At 34.1% G+C, this 21,748-nt stretch carries 18 protein-coding genes; 1 reads left to right on the top strand and 17 read right to left on the bottom strand.

The features are described 5' to 3' along the window. Positions 1-254 precede the first annotated feature (254 nt). The 16 genes from HMPREF2603_RS07055 to HMPREF2603_RS07130 all read right to left on the bottom strand — a co-directional run bounded on the left by HMPREF2603_RS07055 (position 255) and on the right by HMPREF2603_RS07130 (position 18,678). The gene (locus HMPREF2603_RS07055; RefSeq protein ID WP_070502026.1) at positions 255-1,742 is read right to left on the bottom strand and encodes an aldehyde dehydrogenase family protein; all 1,488 of its coding nucleotides are present in this window, start codon (positions 1,740-1,742) and stop codon (positions 255-257) included. A 201-nt stretch (positions 1,743-1,943) separates the two neighbouring features. Further along, complete coding sequence (locus HMPREF2603_RS07060) at positions 1,944-2,879, bottom strand: ketopantoate reductase family protein (protein WP_023015556.1); 936 nt, start codon at positions 2,877-2,879, stop codon at positions 1,944-1,946. A gap of 161 nt (positions 2,880-3,040) precedes the next feature. Next, on the bottom strand, positions 3,041-4,363 hold the full coding sequence (locus HMPREF2603_RS07065) for an APC family permease (RefSeq protein WP_023015557.1): 1,323 nt from the start codon (positions 4,361-4,363) through the stop codon (positions 3,041-3,043). Positions 4,364-4,899: 536 nt separating this feature from the next. Further along, the gene (locus HMPREF2603_RS07070) at positions 4,900-6,000 is read right to left on the bottom strand and encodes an acyltransferase family protein (protein WP_060804418.1); all 1,101 of its coding nucleotides are present in this window, start codon (positions 5,998-6,000) and stop codon (positions 4,900-4,902) included. A gap of 251 nt (positions 6,001-6,251) precedes the next feature. Beyond that, positions 6,252-8,753, bottom strand: coding sequence for a glycosyltransferase (locus HMPREF2603_RS07075; protein ID WP_082709478.1), 2,502 nt, complete (start codon positions 8,751-8,753; stop codon positions 6,252-6,254). Positions 8,754-8,800: 47 nt separating this feature from the next. Then, the gene (gene tagD / locus HMPREF2603_RS07080; protein WP_060804419.1) at positions 8,801-9,193 is read right to left on the bottom strand and encodes a glycerol-3-phosphate cytidylyltransferase; all 393 of its coding nucleotides are present in this window, start codon (positions 9,191-9,193) and stop codon (positions 8,801-8,803) included. A 263-nt stretch (positions 9,194-9,456) separates the two neighbouring features. Next, positions 9,457-11,958, bottom strand: coding sequence for a glycosyltransferase (locus tag HMPREF2603_RS07085; RefSeq protein ID WP_070468969.1), 2,502 nt, complete (start codon positions 11,956-11,958; stop codon positions 9,457-9,459). Between the two features lie 58 nt (positions 11,959-12,016). Continuing rightward, positions 12,017-12,415: a glycerol-3-phosphate cytidylyltransferase gene (gene tagD / locus HMPREF2603_RS07090; protein ID WP_002479949.1), complete on the bottom strand. Its 399-nt coding sequence runs from the start codon at positions 12,413-12,415 to the stop codon at positions 12,017-12,019. A 173-nt stretch (positions 12,416-12,588) separates the two neighbouring features. Continuing rightward, the gene (dhaM, locus tag HMPREF2603_RS07095; RefSeq protein ID WP_002479950.1) at positions 12,589-12,951 is read right to left on the bottom strand and encodes a dihydroxyacetone kinase phosphoryl donor subunit DhaM; all 363 of its coding nucleotides are present in this window, start codon (positions 12,949-12,951) and stop codon (positions 12,589-12,591) included. Positions 12,952-12,955: 4 nt separating this feature from the next. Continuing rightward, the gene (gene dhaL, locus HMPREF2603_RS07100) at positions 12,956-13,534 is read right to left on the bottom strand and encodes a dihydroxyacetone kinase subunit DhaL (RefSeq protein ID WP_060804421.1); all 579 of its coding nucleotides are present in this window, start codon (positions 13,532-13,534) and stop codon (positions 12,956-12,958) included. A 21-nt stretch (positions 13,535-13,555) separates the two neighbouring features. Then, the gene (gene dhaK, locus HMPREF2603_RS07105) at positions 13,556-14,521 is read right to left on the bottom strand and encodes a dihydroxyacetone kinase subunit DhaK (protein ID WP_060804422.1); all 966 of its coding nucleotides are present in this window, start codon (positions 14,519-14,521) and stop codon (positions 13,556-13,558) included. Between the two features lie 408 nt (positions 14,522-14,929). After that, on the bottom strand, positions 14,930-15,280 hold the full coding sequence (locus HMPREF2603_RS07110) for a zinc ribbon domain-containing protein YjdM (protein WP_002479954.1): 351 nt from the start codon (positions 15,278-15,280) through the stop codon (positions 14,930-14,932). A gap of 109 nt (positions 15,281-15,389) precedes the next feature. After that, positions 15,390-16,982: an ABC transporter permease gene (locus HMPREF2603_RS07115; protein WP_060804423.1), complete on the bottom strand. Its 1,593-nt coding sequence runs from the start codon at positions 16,980-16,982 to the stop codon at positions 15,390-15,392. Between the two features lies 1 nt (position 16,983). Then, positions 16,984-17,883: an ABC transporter ATP-binding protein gene (locus HMPREF2603_RS07120; RefSeq protein WP_070468966.1), complete on the bottom strand. Its 900-nt coding sequence runs from the start codon at positions 17,881-17,883 to the stop codon at positions 16,984-16,986. 125 nt (positions 17,884-18,008) lie between these two features. Then, the gene (locus HMPREF2603_RS07125) at positions 18,009-18,332 is read right to left on the bottom strand and encodes an NDxxF motif lipoprotein (protein ID WP_060804425.1); all 324 of its coding nucleotides are present in this window, start codon (positions 18,330-18,332) and stop codon (positions 18,009-18,011) included. After that, positions 18,304-18,678, bottom strand: coding sequence for a hypothetical protein (locus tag HMPREF2603_RS07130; protein ID WP_060804426.1), 375 nt, complete (start codon positions 18,676-18,678; stop codon positions 18,304-18,306). The genes HMPREF2603_RS07125 and HMPREF2603_RS07130 overlap by 29 nt, the downstream gene beginning before the upstream one ends. Before the next feature lie 304 nt (positions 18,679-18,982). On the opposite strand from HMPREF2603_RS07130, the gene HMPREF2603_RS07135 reads away from it, so the two are divergent. Then, the gene (locus HMPREF2603_RS07135) at positions 18,983-20,356 is read left to right on the top strand and encodes an amino acid permease (RefSeq protein ID WP_060804427.1); all 1,374 of its coding nucleotides are present in this window, start codon (positions 18,983-18,985) and stop codon (positions 20,354-20,356) included. A 130-nt stretch (positions 20,357-20,486) separates the two neighbouring features. On the opposite strand, the gene HMPREF2603_RS07140 is transcribed toward HMPREF2603_RS07135, so the two are convergent. Next, the gene (locus tag HMPREF2603_RS07140) at positions 20,487-21,479 is read right to left on the bottom strand and encodes a D-lactate dehydrogenase (protein ID WP_002479959.1); all 993 of its coding nucleotides are present in this window, start codon (positions 21,477-21,479) and stop codon (positions 20,487-20,489) included. Between the last annotated feature and the right edge of the window lie 269 nt (positions 21,480-21,748).

Consider the following 21,748-nt stretch of genomic DNA (forward strand, 5'->3'; position numbering starts at 1 on the left):
TAATTCTTACACATTGATGATGTCTTATAACTTGAGTCATAGTCATTTATAATTATACATTGTATTTTAAATATGGTCTAATACAACCATATAATTTATGAAATTCAATTGTACTAAGTTGCTTCACTGTTTTTCATTCAAGACAATCCAATATTGTAACCAAAATAGAAAAACCACCCATTCCAAGACACTGCTTGAAATGAGCGGTTGATTTTTAAAGTGCTTTATAATCTATTAAAGCTAAATGCTTTAAATTAATATAGACCTTTAGTTTGGTTGCTTGTATCAATATAGATGTTTTTTACTTGTTGATAGTTTTGGATAGCTGCTTTGTAAGTTTCACGGCCAATACCAGATTTTTTGTAGCCGCCAAATGGAGCGCCTTCTGGTACTTGGTTATAAGTGTTAACCCAGATACGGCCTGTTCTAACTTCACGTGCAACTTTCAATGCACGGTTGATGTTTTCAGAGAAAACGCCACCTGCTAAACCATATTCAGAATCATTTGCGATTTGAATTGCTTCGTCTTCATCTTTAACTTTAATAACTGTTAAGACAGGACCGAAGATTTCTTCTTGTGCAAGTTTGTTTTTATTATTTTCTACTGCAATGATTGTTGGTTCGAAGAAATAACCTTTAGATAATTCTCCATCTGTTAAGCGGTTACCGCCAACTAAGATTTCTGCACCTGATTCTTTAGCATAATCTACATAATTTTGGATTTTTTCTAATTGTGCTTCACCTGTTTGTGAACCCATTTGAATATTTTCATCTAGAGGGTCACCTACTTTAATACGGCTGAATGCATCTTTTAAGCGATCCATTAATTTATCATAGATATCTTCTTGTACAAGTAAGCGTGAACCAGCACTGCAGACTTCACCTTGGTTGAATAAGATACCAAGTTGGATTCCTTCAACCGCAACATCTAAGTTTGCATCATCTAAGATGATGTTAGCTGATTTACCCCCAAGTTCTAGTGTTGCAGGAACTAAGCGTTTCACTGCAGCATCAGCAACTTGATAACCTACTTCTGTTGAACCAGTGAATGATAATTTATCTACACCTTCGTGATTGAAGATTGCATTACCTGATTCAGAACCTTTACCTGTTAAGATGTTTACTACACCATTAGGTAATACTTCTTGGAAGATTTTAGCTAATTCAATTAAGCTGACTGGTGTAGATGATGATGGTTGGATGACTACTGTGTTACCAGCCGCAAGTGCTGGTGCTAATTTCCAAGCTGATAATAACATTGGGAAGTTCCATGCTACTACGGCACCTACAACACCAATTGGTTCATGACGTACAATACTCATAACATCTTCACTCATGTCATTAACTGTACCTTCATCTGTGTCAATTACACTTGCGAAGTATTCATAATGACGTGCTGATAATGGAATATCGATTGTGGATGTTTCACGAATCGGTTTACCATTATTTAATGTTTCGATAACTGCGAAACGATCTTTTTGTTCTAATAATTTGTCACCAATTTCGCGTAATAATTTCACGCGCTCTGCTTTAGGTGTTTTACTCCAGCTGTCGAATGCTGCTTGTGCTGCTTGAACAGCTTTATCAACATCTTTTTCGCTTGCTTTAGCTACTTTAGTGATAACCTCACCTGTTGCTGGGTTTGAAACGTCAATTGTTTCTCCTGATTCGCTCGATACAAACTCACCATTAATAAATAAATCATAACTGTCTTGGATATAGTCTCTTACATTTACACTCATGATTAAAAGCCTCCTTTAAAGCTAATTTATTTATTGCTCAAGGTTTATGAAAAGCTTAGAAACCTTGTTAAAACCTATTGTGAAGCGTTTTCAGTTGTATATTAATTATCACATAATTAAATAAGTTAGTCATACAATGTGCTTATGAATCCATTCAAATGAAAAAAGCCCTGCATCATGCAGAGCTTTTTAAAGTCTTAATTATGCTTTTACATGTGTCATTTCTAATTGGTGTACTAAATGTTTCAACATTGTATTGTTTGGTGTTGGAATACCAAATTCTTGACCATATTCTTCAACTTGACCGTTTAGGTAATCAACCTCTGTTAAACGACCGCTATATAAGTCTTGGTGCATTGAAGGATGATGTAAACCTTGTGTTTCAACAGGATAAGATCCTTCGATTTTATGCACGATTGTGTCAAAATCTACTTCAACGCCTTTAGCAGCTGCTACTTCTACGATTTCACGTATGATTGGTGTAATCATTTCGCGTGAATTTTCGTATGCTGCAAAATCAACGATACGTTTATCTAAAATTGTACAAAGTGGATTAACTACACTATTAAGTGCTGCTTTTAACCAAACTGTTTGCATAATTTGATTACTGATTGTTGGATTCAAACCTGCGTCTTCAAAGACTTGATTAATTTCTCTTGTTCTTTCACTTTCTTTACCATCAACACGTTGGAAGTCTACAGTACCTACACCTTCAAGTAATAGTTTACCCGGTCCTCTTAAACCAGCTGTCCACATTGTAACAGCAAGATATATTTGTTCCTCAGGTACGACTTGTTTAAAACGTTCGTCATGACCCAAACCGTTCATCATTGTCAATACTGCTGTGTCTTTTGTAATAGCCCCTTTATCTTTCAGCTTTTGCAACATTTCTACAGATTGCATTGCTTTTGTAAGAATGATGACTAAATCATATTGATCATTCACTTCTTCAGGTTTAATCATTGTCGCATCTACTTGATAAGTCTCAGTTTCTGTTTGAATTTCAAAACCATGTTTTTGTACAGCCTCAACGTGAGGTAACCAACTATCAATAAATGTAACGTCGTAACCTGCTTTTTGAATTTGTGTGCCTACACGGCCGCCCATAGCGCCGGCACCAGCAACTGCAATTTTCATATTCATCGTACTCCTTATGTTTGTATTGCGGTAAGTTATTACCGTATCTAAAGTTGTATCTGTTTATATTATAACGCTTAATTCTGTTATTTTTGAATATTGAGATAACTTATATTGAAAAATTAGCCGGCAATTTTGCCGGCTAATCGTAATGATTGAGATTATTTAGCTTCTTTTCTCTTTGTATAATAATAGATTGGAATACCTAATAAAGTAATGATAATACCAATTGATGCGAGTAATGTTTGAGTGAACAATGTATTAATTAATACGAACACACCTGACACAATCGCAATTAATGGTACGATTGGATAAAGCGGTACTTTATAAGGACGTTCCATTTCTGGTTCTCTACGTCTAAGAATCATTACTGCTACGAAAGCCATTGTGTAGAATGTCCAGATAACAAAGATCAACATATTTGTAATTGTATCGAATGCACCTAAAGACATCATAACGAAAGCAATAACGATTTGAACCAAACCACTTGCCCATGGTGCTTGTCCTGGTGTCAATTTCAAGAAGAAGTTCTTGAATGGTAAACCGCCACGTTCAGCCATCGCATATGGTACACGCATACCTGTCATCATATAACCATTTAAAGCACCATATACAGATACCATGATACCAATTGTGACAATTTTACCTCCGCCATTACCGAAGATTTTAACAGAAGCTTCACTTGCTGCGTTCAAGTTACCACTGATTTCTGAAATTGGTAATGTCATTAAGAATACTGCGTTGATTAAAAGGTAAACAACCATTACAGCACCTAAACCGATAGTGATTGCACCTGGTAAGTCACGTTTTGGATTCTTCAACTCACCAGCAATTGTACCAACGTGCATCCAACCATCATAAGCGAACATAGTCGCAAGTAAACCTGCACCTAAGGCTGTAAAGAAGCCTTGCTGCTCACCTGATTGAATTGGGAATAGTGAGAATTCTACATTACTAGGTGCAAAGAAGCCGACGGCTACAATTAAGATAATTGGAATCAGTTTAATTACTAATGTAATAGACTGAAGCATACCTCCTGCTTTAGATCCTAAGCAGTTGATAAAGTATACAGTTAGGGCAGTTATTAATGCAATCAACAAAATCCAATGTGCTTTAATATGGAATAAGTTAGTAAATTGCGTCGCAAAGACAATTGCTAAAGCAGCAACGTTTGCTGGGAAATAAATAAATGCTTGCGCCCATCCTGATAAGTAACCCCAGAAGTTACCGTAAGTATATTCAATATATTTAACAAGTCCGCCTGTCTCTGGAATTGCGGCGGCAAGTTCGGCTGCAGTCAATCCTGCACAGATTGTTACTAAACCACCTAACAGCCATACCAACATTGCCATACTTGTAGAGCCCGTTACTTCTGCGACACTGGAAACTTTAAAGAATACGCCAGCGCCGATTACCGTTCCCATAACTATGGAAATGGCTGAGAAGAAACCTAAATTACGTTTAAGCTCATTTTGATTACTCATTTCTATCTATCCTCCATTTACTCATACGTGATAAGCAAGTAGAGAGACGCTATACATTATTAAAACAGTATCATTCAATATTATTACAAAAATAAAAGACCATACCGCACAACACATACATGGATTTTAAAAATCTTTGTATTTGTCGTACTGTTCAGCCGCTTCTTTAACCCTTCCTTATTGAATGCGCTTACATACTGAAAAAAATAACTTTTTATTTGTCTCTGTTACTTTTATCCCTTTTGATAATGTTAATCATAGCTTCCTGTTACAGTTTAACGCACGCTCGCATAATGGGCAATAACATTTTCTTTTAATATATACACAATTTATGAACAAACTTTGAAAAGGTGTTTTGAATGTATTAAAGAAAACTGTTATTTATTTGAGGTAGTTAAACCAAACTTAAAATATCTGAATAACCCCAATCAATCATACTTATTTCTATTACCTGCTTCTCCCTCTTTTAAATCATTTTTTTACTTTTATTTCTCAAAAAAAGCATTTGCAACTTAGTGCAAATGCTTAAAATGATATTATTTAGTTTCCACAACAGACTTAGGTTCTTCTGGTTTAATACTATAATTGTTCAACACCATCGGATAAAGTGTGTTTCTGCCAACGACTATTCTTACGTATGGGAAGAAAGATAGTATGATAGCTAAGCCTACACAAAAACCTAGTGTGAATATAGTAGTTAATGTAAAGAATGCGAAAGGATACTTCACAAATGAAGCTAGTCCTCTAGAAATATGTTGGATAATAATTTGATGTGATAAATAGATAAAGAACGAGATTTCACTAATCATATATAAAGCTGTTAAGTGGTATCGGCTTAATTGTTTTGCGACATAAATAGCTAAAACAAAGAATGCTACTGTGAAGATGAATAGGTCAAAACGATTTGATTCTCTCCATGTAACGTTCAACACAAAGAAATCGAATGCTATAACTAGTCCACTTAGTAAAAGTGCCCCAAGTACATATAGTACTTTTTGTTGCACATACTGCATCACTGCATCAAAGTTCTTACCAATATAGAAACCGATAACAAAGTAAAACAACCAATTCAAAATAATTGTACGGTTAAATAATGGATAATACGTATTCCAAAACTCTAAATAAGTTGTACTATAGTACATTAAAAAAGCATGTCCAAAACTAATAACTAATGACACAACGATAGGTATAAGTGGTTTCATGCGATCTAGCACTTTATAAAACAACATATGTAATACAAAGAATTGGAAAATAACCAGTACAAACCATCCAAAGAATTTACCTTCTAACAAAATATTAATCAATAAGTGACTCATTGAGAAATTTTTACTTGGATCAAAATATATCTCGACAATCACAAATAATGCAAAGCAAATGTATGGTATTAAAATAAACTTCACGCGTTTAGTTAAAAAGTTATTAGGTATATGTTTAGAATACCTCATACCTAACAACATTTCAGATAACATAATAAAGCACGGTGTCGCACTAAATAATAAGACTTGAATGTAACTTGCGCTTCGTTTTTGGAACTCTGTGATATGCGGATCATTCACAAAACCTGTCATTGCATGAACAATAACAATAATGATACAAAAAATAGCACGCGCATATGTCAGTTCTACTTTCTTTTTCATTTTGCGTACTCCTTTAATATTTATCCCTAGTGTTAAAACGCTTTCAATGAATACATAAAAAATTCTTTTAAATATCAGCAAGCGATATTTAAAAGAGATATGTTTTCACAAATACGTTCATCATCATTAATTATATGTAACTTACATTATTTACGCAATAGAGTTAAGAACACTATTTAGTTCTATCAAAAGTTATTTTCAAAAATAAATAGACTTACGCATGGCGCGCAAGCCTATCTTTAATCGTTTTATTAATCTAATAATGAATAAAACTCATTTAGTGCAGTTTCATTATGGTTTTGTCCTTTAAATGTTTCAAAGACAGGAATCTGACCATTCATGAAACTCTTAATGTTTTCACCGACTTTTTCTGGTTCATTTTCTGTAAGAATTCCGAAGTCACCATAACGTAAAACATATCTGTTAGCCGGGATGTTTGAGGCAAGTACATTAACACCAACTGTTAACGCTTCAAGCAACACCATAGACTGCCCTTCATAATGAGAAGTTAACGCAAAGACATCACATTGCTTCATAATGTTAAATGGGTTTCGTTTTTGACCCACCAAGAAAACATTGTCCTCTAATTGCAGTTTGCGAATCAATTGTTCTAAGTTAGAGCGTAACGGCCCCTCACCTAAAATGTACAATTTCGCAGTTGGATTTTCTTTAACTGCATCTTTGAAGCCTTCAATTAAAATATCAAAGCCTTTTTCTGGAGAAAGCCTGCCCATCGCCATAACTTTGAAATCTTGATCATTAAACGGAACACTCACGATTTCTCCATTATTTAAGTATGCTAATACTTTTTGTCCGCGATGCATAAAGAAATCTGTATCTTCGTCCTTTAATTTATTAATACGTGTTAAATTAATTGTATTCATAGCTGATGTAAATTTATCTTTTGTTTTAGACGTTGCTAAGTTTTCTTTATTAATTCTACATGTTTCTTCTGAAACGCTGACTAAATAGTCAAAACGATTATATAAACTGATGACACCTTTTAAGTTTTGGTAATGCGGACGTATACCATTTACGTTACGATTCATATCACTCTTAATGTCACTATGAAGGTACATTAGTTTACGTTTAGATTCTGTTCCTAATAGAATTTTTGACCAGAACATAGAATAACCACTGAAGTCTACTACAACGTCAAATTTTGAAATTCCAAAAATCTTTCTAAATTCGCGTTCAAATACTTCTGTTGGATAAACTGATTCTTCCAATACAGATTTAACACCTCTATTTTTAACAAAAATATCTCTGTATTTCTCTAAAGTAGTACCTAATAAAGGTCCTTTTCTTAAGATAATACGTACATTTTTATTAACTTCTTTCAAATTATCTAAGATTTCACGATTCTTTGTATCTCCCAAGAAAATCGTTACATCATATTTATCGTAATCAATATTTTCTAATAAATTAATTGCAGATGTAGTAATACCATTATTTTTCATTCCGCCTGGATACATCAATATTTTCCTCTTAGTGTTTTCTTGATTACTAACTACTGGTTGGAACATTTTGTTAACAAGACGTTCAGTTACATGTCCATCTTCATAAGAAACATATAAATCTTTAAAACGCTCATATTTAGTTTGATATACATCTTGGTTTGTTTCCGCTTCATTAACAGCTGATACAAGCTCATCTATGTCATAGACCGACGGTCCAGGAAGTAGATCTGTATTAATATAAAGTCCGCGGTCACTATTGTAATCCTCATAATCAGGCGCATAAAAAACAATAGGTTGATCTGTTACAAGATAATCAAAGAAAATACTAGAGTAATCAGTTACTAACAAATCTACAGCTGCTAACAATTCATTCGTATCAAATGAATCAGGAACAAGATATGGCTTTAGTTCTTTATAATTTAATGCTGTTTTATAAACAAAAGGATGTACTTTAACAATAACCTGATAGTCTGTTTTCTTTTCAAGTTCTAAGACCATTTCATGAATGTCAGCCACACTATCTTCGGGGTTATTAACATCAGTCCCACGCCATGTTGGCGCAAATAAAAGTGTTTTACGTTTCTTTAATTTAAGACCATTTTGTTTTAAATGTTTACGTACATCTTTTTTATCACTATTCAACGTTAAATCAATTCTTGGATAACCAATTTCAGCTAAAACACCATTATAAATACCATCTAAACTAAACGCTCTTTTGAACACTTCTGTTGTATGAGGGTTCGGACTGACTAATATATCTGCACTTAAAAAGTTTTTAATAATATTTTGAGAGCCGACTAAGTTATCTTCTACATCTAGGCCCATAGCTTTAATAGGTGTGCCATGCCAAGTATTTACATACACTTGTTCTGGTTTCTTTGTAAAATAAGCGGGGAAAGTTGAGTTATTGATAATATACTTAGCGGTTGTAAGTACACTTAAATAATCGTCACTTTCTTTTACAATGAATCGCACATTTTTAAATGATTTATATTGTTTAGTATATGCTTTACGTTTTTTCTCAGAATCTACAACCCAGATATGTTCTAATTTTTTATATTTCTTATCTCTTAATAGATATTTAAAAACTGCATAAGGGCTGTCTGTCATACTCTTACCATCTCGTGCTTGATAAACTATTTGTCTATCGTTAACTTTGTTCTTTTTATAAAAGTTCGCATATTTAGTTGTTTTTAAGACATACTTGCTCTTAAACTTCGATTTGACAGGTTGCTCAATAAACTTATATTTTCTTTTCGCTTGATTCAGTATAAATCCGCTTACTTTATTCAATGTAGACACTCCTATTTATCTTTTTTATCAACATTAAAACAAAAGCTTTATTTTTTACCGTATAACTCTTTCTTGATTTGTGTCGTAGAAATACCTTCCGTACGTTTTAAATAAATGACTTCACACTGTTCTTTCAAGAAATCAAATTCACCTTCCCAATCGTGCCCCATCACGAATGTATCTACTTCATATCGATCAACGTCTTTTTGTTTTTGGCCCCAATCATTTTCAGGGATTACTAAATCTACATAACGAATTGATTCTAACATCATCTTTCTTTGTTCATAGCTATAGTAAGATTTTTTATTCTTAATTTTATTAAACTCATCACTAGACAATGCCACAATAAGATAATCTCCCATTTCTCTTGCACGTCTTAATAATTCAATATGTCCATAATGTAATAAATCATAAGTTCCATAAGTAATTACTCTCTTCATACTGTCCACTCTTTCATTCGTTTTTCTTTATTTATGATGAAACACATACTCTACTATGTATTTTGCAAACAATCATGCATTTATTCCGAAAATACGTTCATAAATACATTTACTCATTAGTATAAACTTAATATATTTAATAGAGTTTAATGAATCTTTACAAAAGTATAACACTTGTAAGGGAATTTTACATTTAACATGATAAAAACAAGGCACTAAAATTTGTAGATAATGTACAAATCTAGTGCCTTTTCAAAATAGTTTTATTTAATCAATTTATAAAACTGACTGATTGCTATTTTATTATAAGCTTCACTATCAAACTTTTCGAATTCCGGAATTTTATTATCCATAAATCTTACAATACTAGCAGCAACTTGTTCTGGAGTGTTTTCTGTTAGCATACCGTATTTACCTTCTTGCAAAACATATCGATTAGCTGGAATATTGGATGCTATAACGTTCATCCCAAGTGTTAAAGCTTCTAGCAACACCATAGATTGGCCTTCATAATGCGAGGTTAATGCAAATAAATTACATTGTTTCATGATACTAAATGGATTTCTTTTTTGGCCGATTAAAAACACATTGTTTTGAAGGTTTAATTGATGAATTAAATTTTCCAAAGAATATCTTATTGGGCCTTCACCTAAAATATAAAGCTTAGCATGTACATTCAATTCGACTATCGTTTTAAAAGATTTTATTAATATATCAAAACCTTTTTCTGGTGAGAGTCTTCCCATTGCCATCACTTTAAAATCATTCTGATTAAAAGGAACGTTTTTAATCATATTATTTTCAACATATGCTAAAACAGTTTCTTCATGACGAATAAATACTTCAGAATCGTCTTTTGAAAATTCATTTATTTTATCAATATTAATAGTATTCATAGCTGATGTAAATTTTTCAATTGTATTTGCATTACTTATTTTGCTTTTGTTTACCTTCTCTGTCTCGTTAGATACGCTTACCAAATAGTCATATCTATCATACATGCTCATAACACCTTTGAGATTTTGATGATGTGGCTTTACTCCATTTATCGTTCTATTCATGTCACTAGCCATATCACTATGCAGATATATCAGTTTCTTTTTAGAATTTGTTCCCAATAAAATCTTAGACCAAAACATTGAATATCCACTGAAATCAATAACAACATCAAATTCAGAAATACCAAATATCTTTCTAAACTCTCTTTCATAAAGTTCAGTTGGATAAAGTTCTTTTTCAATTTTGGATTGTATACCCCTATTCTTTATAAAGGTATCTTGATATTTCTCAATAGTTGTTGCTAATAAAGGTCCATATCTAAACATGATTCTGACATTAGGGTTCACTGTTTTAATATTATTTAAAACTTCTAGATTACGAGTATAACCCAAAAAAATTGTTACATCATATTGGTCATAATCAATATTATCCAATAAGTTAATTGCAGAAGATGTTATCCCATTATTAATCATCCCGCCAGGATACATTAGTATTTTTGTCTTCTTGTGTTTGCTTTTAAAATTGTTGTGATTAAACATTCTTTGTACTAATTTTTGTGTTACATTACCATCATCATTGCATACATACAAAGATTGAAAGTGTTTATAATTTTCTTTATACTGTCTCATAAGTTTTTGACTGTTTTGTACTGCTTCAATCAACTGATCTACATTGAAAAGTGTAGGTCCGGGTAGTAACTTTGTATCAATATATAAGCCTCTACTATTTTTATATGAATCAAAGTCAGGGGTATAGAAAATAATCGGATTTCCTGTTATGAGATAATCAAAAAAGATACTAGAATAATCTGTTATCAATAAATCAGTAACTCCCAATAGTTTATTTGTGTCAAAAGTATCAGGAATTAGGTATTTACGTAGCATATGCATATTTTCGGCCTTTTTATAAACAAAGGGATGTACTTTGATAAGCGTAGCATAGTCAGTGTTATTGTTTAATTGTTCTATAATTTTATATAAATCATCTAAACTATCCTCTGGATTTTTATTATCTTCTCCTCTCCATGTTGGGGCAAAAACCAAAAGTTTGTTATTATTTATTTTTAAACCTGTACGTTTTAATTCTTTCAAAATTTCATCCTTATTAGCATGAATGGTCAAATCGATTCTAGGGTAACCTATTTCAGCAATTTCACCTTCATATAACCCTTTTAGTTTATATGCTCTTTGAAAAATTTCTGTTGTATAAGCATTAGGGCTCACTAATATATCTGAACTCAAAAAGTTTTTAATAACATTTTGTGATGCTAATAAGTTATCTTCCATGTCTAACCCCATAGCTTTTATAGGTGTGCCATGCCATGTATTTACATACACTTGATCAGGTTTTTTTGAAAAATAATTCGGAAATGTAGAGTTATTAATTAAATATTTTGATTCTGCTAAAGCTTTTAAATACTGTTCAGAACCTTTCACTACAAAACGAACCTGTTTTTTATTAATATATTTTTTCTTAAATTCTCGAATTTTTTCTTTAGAATCTGCCACCCAAATATGTGTGAAATTCTTATGTGATGCCGAAGTGAATAGATATTCAAAAACTGCATAAGGACTATCAGTCATGCTTTGACCATCTCGAGATTCATATAAAATGGATGTATTATTTACCTTTAAATGTTTATAAAACCATGCATATTTCGTAGCTATATTCACACCGCGACTTCTAAATTTAGATTTAATCGGATCACTTAGAAATTTATATTTTCTTTTAAATTGATTTCTTGCTAATTGCTTTAAATTTTTCAATTTGAACACTCCTGTTGCCTGTAATAAAAATTTTAGTTAATTCTGGTGTTTTTCTTTTTTACTTCGCATCTTTTCCGTATAACTCTTTTTTTATCTGAGTAGTAGATATGCCTTCCGTACGTTTTAGGTAAATCACTTCACATTTGTCCTTGAGAAAATCAAATTCGCCTTCCCAATCATGTCCCATAATAAAAGTATCTACTTCATAACGGTCAACATCTTTCGTTTTTTGATCCCAATTACTTTCGGGAATTACTAGATCAACATAACGAATTGACTCCAGCATCATCTTTCTTTGTTCATAATTATAATAAGACTTCTTATTTTTTAATTTATTAAACTCGTCAGTTGAAAGGGCAACTATTAAATAATCTCCCATTTCTCTTGCTCTTCTCAACAATTCAATATGGCCGTAATGCAGTAAATCATATGTACCGTATGTAATCACTCTTTTCATAGTCTTCACTCTTTCGTATTTTCTGTTGATGTAGTATTTAAAAATAAAGCATCTATATTTTGATGCTTTTCTACTTCGCACAATTCCTTTATAAAATTATATCATTTAACGCATTTCTACTCTATACTAAATAAAATAACGACGCACTTGCTTACACAAATGCGCCGTTGTTTTTATCTATATTCACTTTCAACTGATTCTACAACTTGTTCATAACTCATACCAGTAGAGATGTTGACACTTGCTAGAAAGCTGCCTTCTACAATAGGTGCTTCTACTTTCTCTACTCTATATTGTCCATCGTACATTTCAATAGCCATATCTAAGTTCATTTCTGCTGAACCTAAATCATAGAAACAAATCGCATCGTCTTTTAAACCTTCAATTGCTTGTTGTATAGGTTCAAAGGATGTTCCAATAGTACCGTCACTGCCGCCGACTGGAATCACTTGCACGCCTTCAGCCATTTGGCTAATAAGTTTTTTGATGCCGTTTGCGATTTCTTCACTATGACTGACTACAATAATCGCTGTCATTGATTTACTCATCTCCTATCAATGCGTTTAAGATATAAACACTACTTTGTGCACCTGGATCTGTGTGACCTCTTGACTCTTCTTTGAAGTAAGCTGCACGTCCTTTTGTCGCAACTAAATCTTCTGTATTATCTGCGAGTGTTTGAAGGTATGCGATATCAACAGTCTCTCCATTTTCTACCGCTTCTCTCGCTCTTTCAATCACGTCGTACATTGTTTTTTCATCTAGTTCAACTTTACCGCGTTGATGTACCGCTTGTGAAAATGCCTCTAACAACTTAGGTAAGTTGTCTTCTGTAATCTCATCTTCCGCAACTTGTGCCATTTTGACAAAACTGAAACCGTATAATGGACCTGAAGCACCACCAACTTTAGACATTAAAGTCATTCCCGTTGTTTTCAAAACATCTTGGACTGTGTCCGCATTTTCTAATGCTTGTGGTAAGGCATTAAAGCCTCTGACCATGTTGACACCATGGTCACCATCACCAATGGCACGATCAAGTTCTGTTAATGTATCTTCACGTTCTTGAAAAATTTCTTGTAAATGAATTAAACGTTGTTTTAATGTTTCTGCATTCATAGTTCATTTCCTCCTTGTGCGTTATCCGAAATAACGGCTTGTTGTCGGTGCGTTTAATGCATTCAAACGTTCCTCAGTACTTTCTAATAATGTTAATGAGAAACCTTGCATATCTAACGATGTCATATAATCACCGACAAACCAGTCTTTGACTGAAACATTTTCTGCTTCAAGTGCTGCTTTGATATACTTCACTGCGATATTTAATTCTGAAAGCGGTGTGCCACCCATGCCGTTTACCATCACTATGACTTCTTTCGCTTGGACTTCTTCGTTCAAAGCTTGAACTAATTCAGTTGCAATATCTTGGATAGGTTTAACCGCTTCTCTCTTCAATCCACGTTCCCCATGAATACCGATACCGATTTCCATATCTCCAGATTCTAAATCAAAGCCATACTTACCAGTGGATGGTACAAATGGCGGTGTAAGTGCCATGCCTATTGTACGCATATCAGCTAATAATGCTTCAGTTTGTTCTACAATCGTTTCTAGCGATTCACCTTGTTCAGCAAGGTAACCTGCAAACTTATGCACAAAAACTGTGCCTGCTACACCACGGCGCATCTCTTTATCTTCTACCGCAATATCATCTCTGACAATCACTTTACCGACTTTGATACCTTCCATTTCAGCCATTTCTTGCGCCATTTCAAAGTTCATAACATCTCCGGCATAATTTTTGATAATCAATAAGACACCGTCACCATTATCAACAGCTTTAATCGCTTCTAAAATTTTATCCGGTGTCGGTGATGTAAAGATTTCACCGCATACTGCCGCATCTAACATTCCCTGTGCAACATAGCCTGCATGTGCAGGTTCATGTCCGCTTCCTCCGCCAGAAACTAACGCAACACCTTGTTGCTTTTTCTCTTTTCTAACAACAACCGTCTCAGAAATGACAGTTTGCTCGGGATTTGAAAGTGCTAAACCCTCTAACATATCTGAAAGTATTGTAGTTTTATCTTGAATTAATTTTTTCATATGTGCACAACCCCTTTTTGTGTTCAATCATCAATTCATATTTTAGATACACCTCTATTATATAGTCTGACTAATGATTATTCATGTGATAAGAGGTTAGATCCTACAATCATTCAATTAAAAAATATGTTATATTACAATTAAGAAAAGCAATATAAATCACATACAAAGAAGGTGTGTCTACTATGAATCTTTCTTTTGCTAAGCGTGTTGCCGATATTATCACGATTGTCAGCTTTATTGCTTTATTAGTTTTATTGTCCATTAACTTCTATTTTAATATGCAAACAAATGGTTTTTCAGCAGGGTTCAAAATCGAAAGCACTACTAACATTAACAAAAAGCCCTCCTACTCGGTTTGAATAGGAGGGCTTTCCAACGCTGATATCTGTTTACATCGATACAAGACTATTTGATTTTCTTAACATAAATCGATTTTAAACCGATTTGACCGACACCTGGAATTTTACAATCGATGTCATGACCGTCTTCAGGATCTACTAGACGGATACCTTTAACTTTCGTACCTTGCTTAATCACAGATGAAGCACCTTTGATTTTCAAGTCCTTAATCACTGTCACAGTGTCACCATCTTGTAATTCTTGACCATTGGCATCTCGTACTTTTAACGCTTCCTCAGCTTCTTCTACTGAATCTTGTGTCCATTCATGTCCGCACATCGGACAGACAAATAACGCACCATCTAAATACGTATATTCCGAACCACAGCTCGGGCAATTAGGTAATGTTTGTTCCATGTTCTCCTCCATGCTCTGTAATGACCCTCTAAATCTACCATATTTCCATAGAAAAAGATATATCAGCGATTAGAATTTAATTTTTTTGAATTGTTTTCTATATTCATGTCTAAGAAATATCTTTATATTTAAAACCAACAATGCCCAAAATAAATAGTATCGTTGCTATCACAAGCATAACTATAGTCGCAGACCAATCCATATCTGCAATCGGCAGACGTGGTACATGCCCAAAAGGCGTCACTTTTTTCAACCATTGCTTTATATTTAATAATTGTCCTAGATATACGACTAAGAAAGAGTAAGCTAAATAGAGATAGACAATTAAACTCCCTTTCTTAAACCAACCGATAATACAGACAGCCAACCCCGCAAAGACTAATATTGCTGGAATAAAAACTAACCCTGCAGTGAAGATTTTATTAAAAGCAATAGGTTTATCCATACTTGAGACAGCACCCATATACATTCCTAACGCAGCTAAACTAATCATCAAGACACTGTTGATCAATCCAATCCAAATAAAGCTCATTAAATAACGTATGCGATGTATGGGCAAAGCCAGTATACTTTCTGTATGGCTTAATCTGATTTCCTTTTGGATTTTAAAGATTGCCATTAAAACAGGTATCGTTGAAATCATGTCCATAATTGCCATCAATATCGGCACAAATTGTTCAGCATAGTTATTTCCTTTGCCAGTCAACATTCTTTGTAACAGCGGATTTTCTTTAAAGAAATTTTCTAAATCTCCAAATACCGAACCATACGACAAACCTAGCATCAACATACCTATAGCCCAAACGATTATTCCAGTACGCTGTAAATGTAGTTGTAGTCCTAAAGGTGATTTTAATAAAGATGATGCACGCGAATGCCCTTTAAACGTTGGCAATAACCCAGACTCCATATCACGGTGTCTATTCAATATCACCGCAATAATTAATAATATGAGAGACATTCCAAATAACGCAGCAACCGGCCACCAATGGTTATAACTATAAATATCGGCGCGTGTGATCCAGCCAAGCGGAACAATGTAAGAAAGCCAAGAAGCTGACACATCGCCTATGGCACGGATTAAATACATTATCAATAACAAACTGATACTGATGCCTGTTGTCTGACTTTGTGTCGTGGTTAATTGCGCGACAAGTAATGTAAACATACTTATCATAAAACCTGATACCGCAATAAGCATGCCGTATAGCCATGCGCCTTCAACAGTAAAATGATCAATACCTGTATACATCAAGCCTATACTGATTGATATACCTAAAATGACATTAATGATTCCTTGTTGAATTATCGCACTCAAAATCAATGTCGCACGTCCTATCGGTAAAGCAGATAACATCGCTAAACGTCCCGCTTCTTCATCCCCTCTTGAATCTTTCGAAACAAATAAGATATTCATAATACTGACGAGAATCACAGTAAACATCAACATCTCATAGTTGAACATCGTCGCTATAGTCATTTGGTCTAAAGAGAATTTACCAAGCATCGCTTGCATCGCAGGATTTTTAAACATTTCAAACAGTGGTACTAATGCTTGTTTATCAGGATACAAATTCGCAAATGATTGCGGAATCATTAAGGTTAATGCGATTAATCCTACTAACCAAAAGATGATAGACCATTTATTTCGCTTCAAATAAAACAACATTATCTTAGAAAGTGTCAGTCGCTTTTGTGTCATCTTACTCACCTTCTTTTAGCTGCTCGCCATAGTGTCGTAAGAATAAATCTTCTAAAGTCATCGGTTGGCTTTCTAACTTTTTAATGTTGAAGCGACTTAAATATTGAATCACTGTACTGGTTTGATCAGTATCCACTTGAAATTGATACGTTTCATCTTGTTTGGTTACATCATGTACACCTGGTTGCGCTTCTAAATGTGTTAGTATCTCTTGTGTCATGACGGTAAAGCGCATACGTGTTAAATGACGCATTTCATCTAATGTGCCTGTTTCTATTAATTCACCTTTACGTATAATTCCTACACGGTCACATAGTTGTTCTACTTCAGAAAGAATATGGCTTGATAATAGTACTGTTTTTCCACGCTTACGGCACGCTTTTACATGATGCTGGAAGACACGTTCCATTAAAGGGTCTAAACCAGACGTTGGTTCATCAAAAATATACAAATCTACTTCCATACTTAGTGCGGCAATCAAAGCAACTTTTTGTCGATTCCCTTTAGAATACGTACTGCATTTCTTGTGAATATCCAACTCAAAATCTCGAATTAACATTTGTTTACGTTCATGGTTCACTGACTTTTGTAAACTTAATAAGAACTCAATAACTTCTTCTCCAGTTAAATTCGGCCACAAATTCACATCACCCGGGACATACGCAATGCGTTCATGTATGGCTACTGCTTCTTTAAAAGCATCCTTACCAAATAACGTAACACTGCCGGAACTTGGTTTTAATTGGCCTAACATCGTCTTAATTGTTGTTGATTTACCTGAACCGTTCGGACCAATAAAGCCGAAGATTTCTCCTTCTTCAACCCTCATATTTAATTTAGAGAGTGCTTTGAATTTACCAAAGCGTTTTGTGAGATTATTAATTTCTAGAACTGATGTCATATAGATCACCTTCTTATTTCTATTATTCATCTATACTTTAAGAACTTGACTCCATTATACACTTATTTCACTCAAGTAAAGGCTCACAAATAAATAAGGACATTCCAAAAAGAATGCCCTCATGATTATTTGAATGCTCGTGTATCTATATTTTCTTCTTCCAATATTTTTTCAATTTTCTTTTGTTCACGTTTGTTAGGTTTATCGTTTCCTTTTTCAATCGCACCGACTTCTTTTACAGAAACACGTCCATTTTTTGAAGAAGCAATTGCAGTATCTATTTTTTCATCGATATCTCTGAGGTATTGGTTAGAGTTTGTAATGTAGCGATTAATTTTATGCGCATGTCCGTCATAACCTTTCGGTAAACGATTTTCATTAATATACTGCGCAAAGTTATTATCATTCGTACTTGCTAGCTCACTGGCTTTTTTCAATATGTTTTGCATCGCGTTTAGAAAGCCCTTCTTTTGAATGCAGCTTTTGTTGATAGTGTTCATAAATACGTGTGATATCATGATCAGCATTCAAATACGTTTGGATATCTTGTTTTAATTCTGCTTTAGTCAATTTTTGATTCTTTTTCTTCTTGTCAAAGATAGACGGATTTAAATCCACTTGTTGTCCTTCTGATTTCGCAGATCCAGTATCTTTCTTGTGTTCTTGTTGTGGCGGTGCTTTTTGCGTCGGTTCTTGTTTGGCCTCTTGTTTGACTTCTTTCACTTCTGAAGAAGCACATCCTGATAATATCAATGTCATAGACGCAAAAAGCAATCCCGTTATTAATTTTTTCACTGTTACCTTCTCCTTTGATTCTGCGCCTTATTTTATCTTTTTAATAATTCACTCGCTCAGTCATTTTTTACCCTAAATCTCATAATGTATGATGTTATCTTCTAAAATCATATATAAAACGCTTTCATTGAAATTTGATTTAGAAAATTTAAAAATTAGTCACGCAACTCATTAAAGTTAGTGTATAATACTTCCATACACATATTCTATTCCGTACAACATAAAAAGAAAATAGATGATATGCACAGTTTCACTCTGCACGCCATCCGTTCTCTATATAAAAACTACAAAGAGGTGTAACATCATGGAAAACAATGATTTAAAACGCAGTATGACCAATCGTCACATTCAGCTGATCGCCATCGGGGGCGCTATCGGTACGGGGCTTTTCTTGGGGGCAGGGAAAAGTATTGCGTTAGCTGGGCCATCCATTCTTTTGGCCTACATCATTATCGGGTTCTTCTTGTTCATTATGATGCGTGCATTAGGTGAACTTCTTTTATCAAACAGTCAATACAATTCATTTATTGATATTGCGGAAGATTATTTAGGCCATATGGCTGGTTTCTTTACAGGTTGGACGTACTGGTTTTGTTGGGTAGCTACAGGTATTGCGGACATCACAGCTGTAACCAAATATATTAATTTCTGGTGGCCGTCTTTCCCACCTTACTTAACAGCGATTATCACAGTTATCTTACTACTCGCACTAAACTTAATGACAGTTAAAGCTTATGGGGAAATCGAATTCTGGTTTGCGATCATTAAAGTTATTGCGATTTTATTCTTAATTGTCATTGGCCTTTATTTAATCTTTACTGGATTCTCATCACCTAACCACATTCAAAGTGGTTTCAGCAACCTTTACTCTCACGGCGGATTCTTCCCTAATGGGGTTATGGGCTTTTTACTCGCTTTCCAAATGGCAGTATTTAGTTTCGTAGGGATTGAATTAGTCGGTGTTACTGCACGTGAAACAAAAGATCCAGAAAAGAACTTACCGAAAGCCATCAACAGCGTCGGTATTCGTATCATCATCTTTTATGTTTTAAGCTTAATGGTTATTATGAGTATCACACCATGGGATAAATTAGATCCTAAAGAAAGTCCATTCGTTAACTTATTCGTATTAGCCGGTATTCCAGCTGCTGCGGGTATCGTTAACTTTGTGGTATTAACTTCAGCATCTAGTGCCGCAAACAGCGGATTATTCAGTAACAGTCGTATGGTTTATGGTTTAGCTGTTTCAGACAGCGCACCTAAAGCTTTAGGTAAAGCCAATCGTCACGGGGTACCATACAATGCATTGATTTTCTCAGGGGTTGTCTTATTCTTAGCAGCATTATTGAACTATGTTATTCCAGATACTGTATTCACAGTCGTAACTACAGTCGCAACAATTTTCTTTATCTTTATTTGGACAATCATTTTAGTTTGTTATATCAAATATCGTAAAGCACATCCTGAATTACATGCTGCTTCAAAATTTAAAAACTTCTTTGGTGTAGTTGGTTCATATAGTACCCTTATCTTCTTCGTTATTGTCATCGCGATTTTATTCTTAGCTGAAGATACAAGAGTAGCCTTATACTTCTCACCATTCTGGTTAATCTTATTATTTATCGCATATAAAGTCGGCGGCTTTAAAAACCGTGGCTTAAATCGCATTAAACATTAATACACAACACATCAAACAGGTGGAGATTTGAAGTCTTCACCTGTTTTTGTGTAAATGAAACAAATTAAAAAGCCGGATCAGTTGAGCTGATCCGACTTCCTTTATATAAAATAACTTCGACTCACAATAATTAGTTCAAGCGTGTTGGTGTATCGCCTGTTTTGATGACATTAAGTGCAGCGTTTAATCCGCCTTCAACTAAGTTACGTACCGCTTCATCAGAGAAGAATGCGATATGTGGTGTTAATTGAATTCTGTCATTTTCGATTAATTTTTTGAATGTTTCATCTTCAAGTTCTTTACCAGTAAAGTCAAATGTGAAGTAAGGCATTTCGAACTCGTAAGTGTCGACAGCTGCGCCTGTTAATTTGCCTTCATTGACCGCATCGATTAATGCTTCTGTATCTACAACTGCACCACGTGCTGCGTTAACTAAGATTGCGCCATCTTTGAATTTCGCAAACATTTCTTTATTGAAAATGTGGTGGTTGTCTGCAGAACCTGGCATGTGTAAAGAAACGATGTCCGCATCTTTAACTGCTTCTTCAATCGTATCTTTATATTCTAAGAAATCTAATGAATCATTTGGATATAAATCATAACCTACAATTTTAGCACCGAAGCCTGCGAAAAGGTTACCAGTTAATGCGCCGATACGTCCTGTACCGATAATTGCGACTGTCATGTCTTTTACTGGTCTTGCCATAATTGTCGCATCCCAAGTAAAGTCATAGTCTTGAACACGTTTTTCAATACGTGGGAATCTACGTACAAGATTTAATGCAGCAGCTACTGAGTATTCCGCAATTGTTTCAGGAGAATAGCTAGGCACGTTTGAGATAATAATACCGTGTTTTTTCGCTAATTCTAAATCATACATGTCAAAACCTGCAGTACGTTGTGCGACTTGTTTGATGCCCATTGCTTCTAATTTAGGGTAAGCTTCTTTTTCAAGTTTGCCGAATTGCATTGTTGTAACGCCGTCAAACCCTTCAAGCTGATCCAAAGTATCATAGCTTAAGAAGTCATTTGAGAATGAAACTTCAACATCATTCTCTTTAGCCCAGTTCAAAGCTACATCTTTTTCATAATCACGTGTACCAAAAAATTTAATTTTTGTCATAATTACTCCCTCAATTCTAAAAGTTGTATAGTAGAGTAATTCATATCCTATCTAATATATTATGTGAATACATTCACAAAGTCAATAGGTTATAAATTAATCTGAATAATCTGTCAAACTGATTATACTCCATTTGCGTACGTTTGCATATATGATTGTTCAATACTTTTAAAATTTTAAATAACATTGTACAAAGCGGTGTCTATATACCATGATTCTGGAACAATTATTGGATTATAAACATCTAGACACTTTCTATTTTGGAACTC

The organism is Staphylococcus sp. HMSC055C03 (assembly GCF_001809385.1).
Taxonomy (GTDB): domain Bacteria; phylum Bacillota; class Bacilli; order Staphylococcales; family Staphylococcaceae; genus Staphylococcus; species Staphylococcus simulans.

Excerpts from the sequence above, each read along its gene's own strand:
- HMPREF2603_RS07055 (WP_070502026.1), bottom strand. The coding sequence starts at position 1,742 with ATGAGTGTAAATGTAAGAGACTATATCCAAGACAGTTATGATTTATTT.
- HMPREF2603_RS07060 (WP_023015556.1), bottom strand. The coding sequence starts at position 2,879 with ATGAAAATTGCAGTTGCTGGTGCCGGCGCTATGGGCGGCCGTGTAGGC.
- HMPREF2603_RS07065 (WP_023015557.1), bottom strand. The coding sequence starts at position 4,363 with ATGAGTAATCAAAATGAGCTTAAACGTAATTTAGGTTTCTTCTCAGCC.
- HMPREF2603_RS07070 (WP_060804418.1), bottom strand. The coding sequence starts at position 6,000 with ATGAAAAAGAAAGTAGAACTGACATATGCGCGTGCTATTTTTTGTATC.
- tagD (WP_060804419.1), bottom strand. The coding sequence starts at position 9,193 with ATGAAGAGAGTAATTACTTATGGAACTTATGATTTATTACATTATGGA.
- tagD (WP_002479949.1), bottom strand. The coding sequence starts at position 12,415 with ATGAAAAGAGTGATTACATACGGTACATATGATTTACTGCATTACGGC.
- dhaM (WP_002479950.1), bottom strand. The coding sequence starts at position 12,951 with ATGACAGCGATTATTGTAGTCAGTCATAGTGAAGAAATCGCAAACGGC.
- dhaL (WP_060804421.1), bottom strand. The coding sequence starts at position 13,534 with ATGAATGCAGAAACATTAAAACAACGTTTAATTCATTTACAAGAAATT.
- dhaK (WP_060804422.1), bottom strand. The coding sequence starts at position 14,521 with ATGAAAAAATTAATTCAAGATAAAACTACAATACTTTCAGATATGTTA.
- HMPREF2603_RS07110 (WP_002479954.1), bottom strand. The coding sequence starts at position 15,280 with ATGGAACAAACATTACCTAATTGCCCGAGCTGTGGTTCGGAATATACG.
- HMPREF2603_RS07115 (WP_060804423.1), bottom strand. The coding sequence starts at position 16,982 with ATGACACAAAAGCGACTGACACTTTCTAAGATAATGTTGTTTTATTTG.
- HMPREF2603_RS07120 (WP_070468966.1), bottom strand. The coding sequence starts at position 17,883 with ATGACATCAGTTCTAGAAATTAATAATCTCACAAAACGCTTTGGTAAA.
- HMPREF2603_RS07125 (WP_060804425.1), bottom strand. The coding sequence starts at position 18,332 with ATGCAAAACATATTGAAAAAAGCCAGTGAGCTAGCAAGTACGAATGAT.
- HMPREF2603_RS07135 (WP_060804427.1), top strand. The coding sequence starts at position 18,983 with ATGGAAAACAATGATTTAAAACGCAGTATGACCAATCGTCACATTCAG.
- HMPREF2603_RS07140 (WP_002479959.1), bottom strand. The coding sequence starts at position 21,479 with ATGACAAAAATTAAATTTTTTGGTACACGTGATTATGAAAAAGATGTA.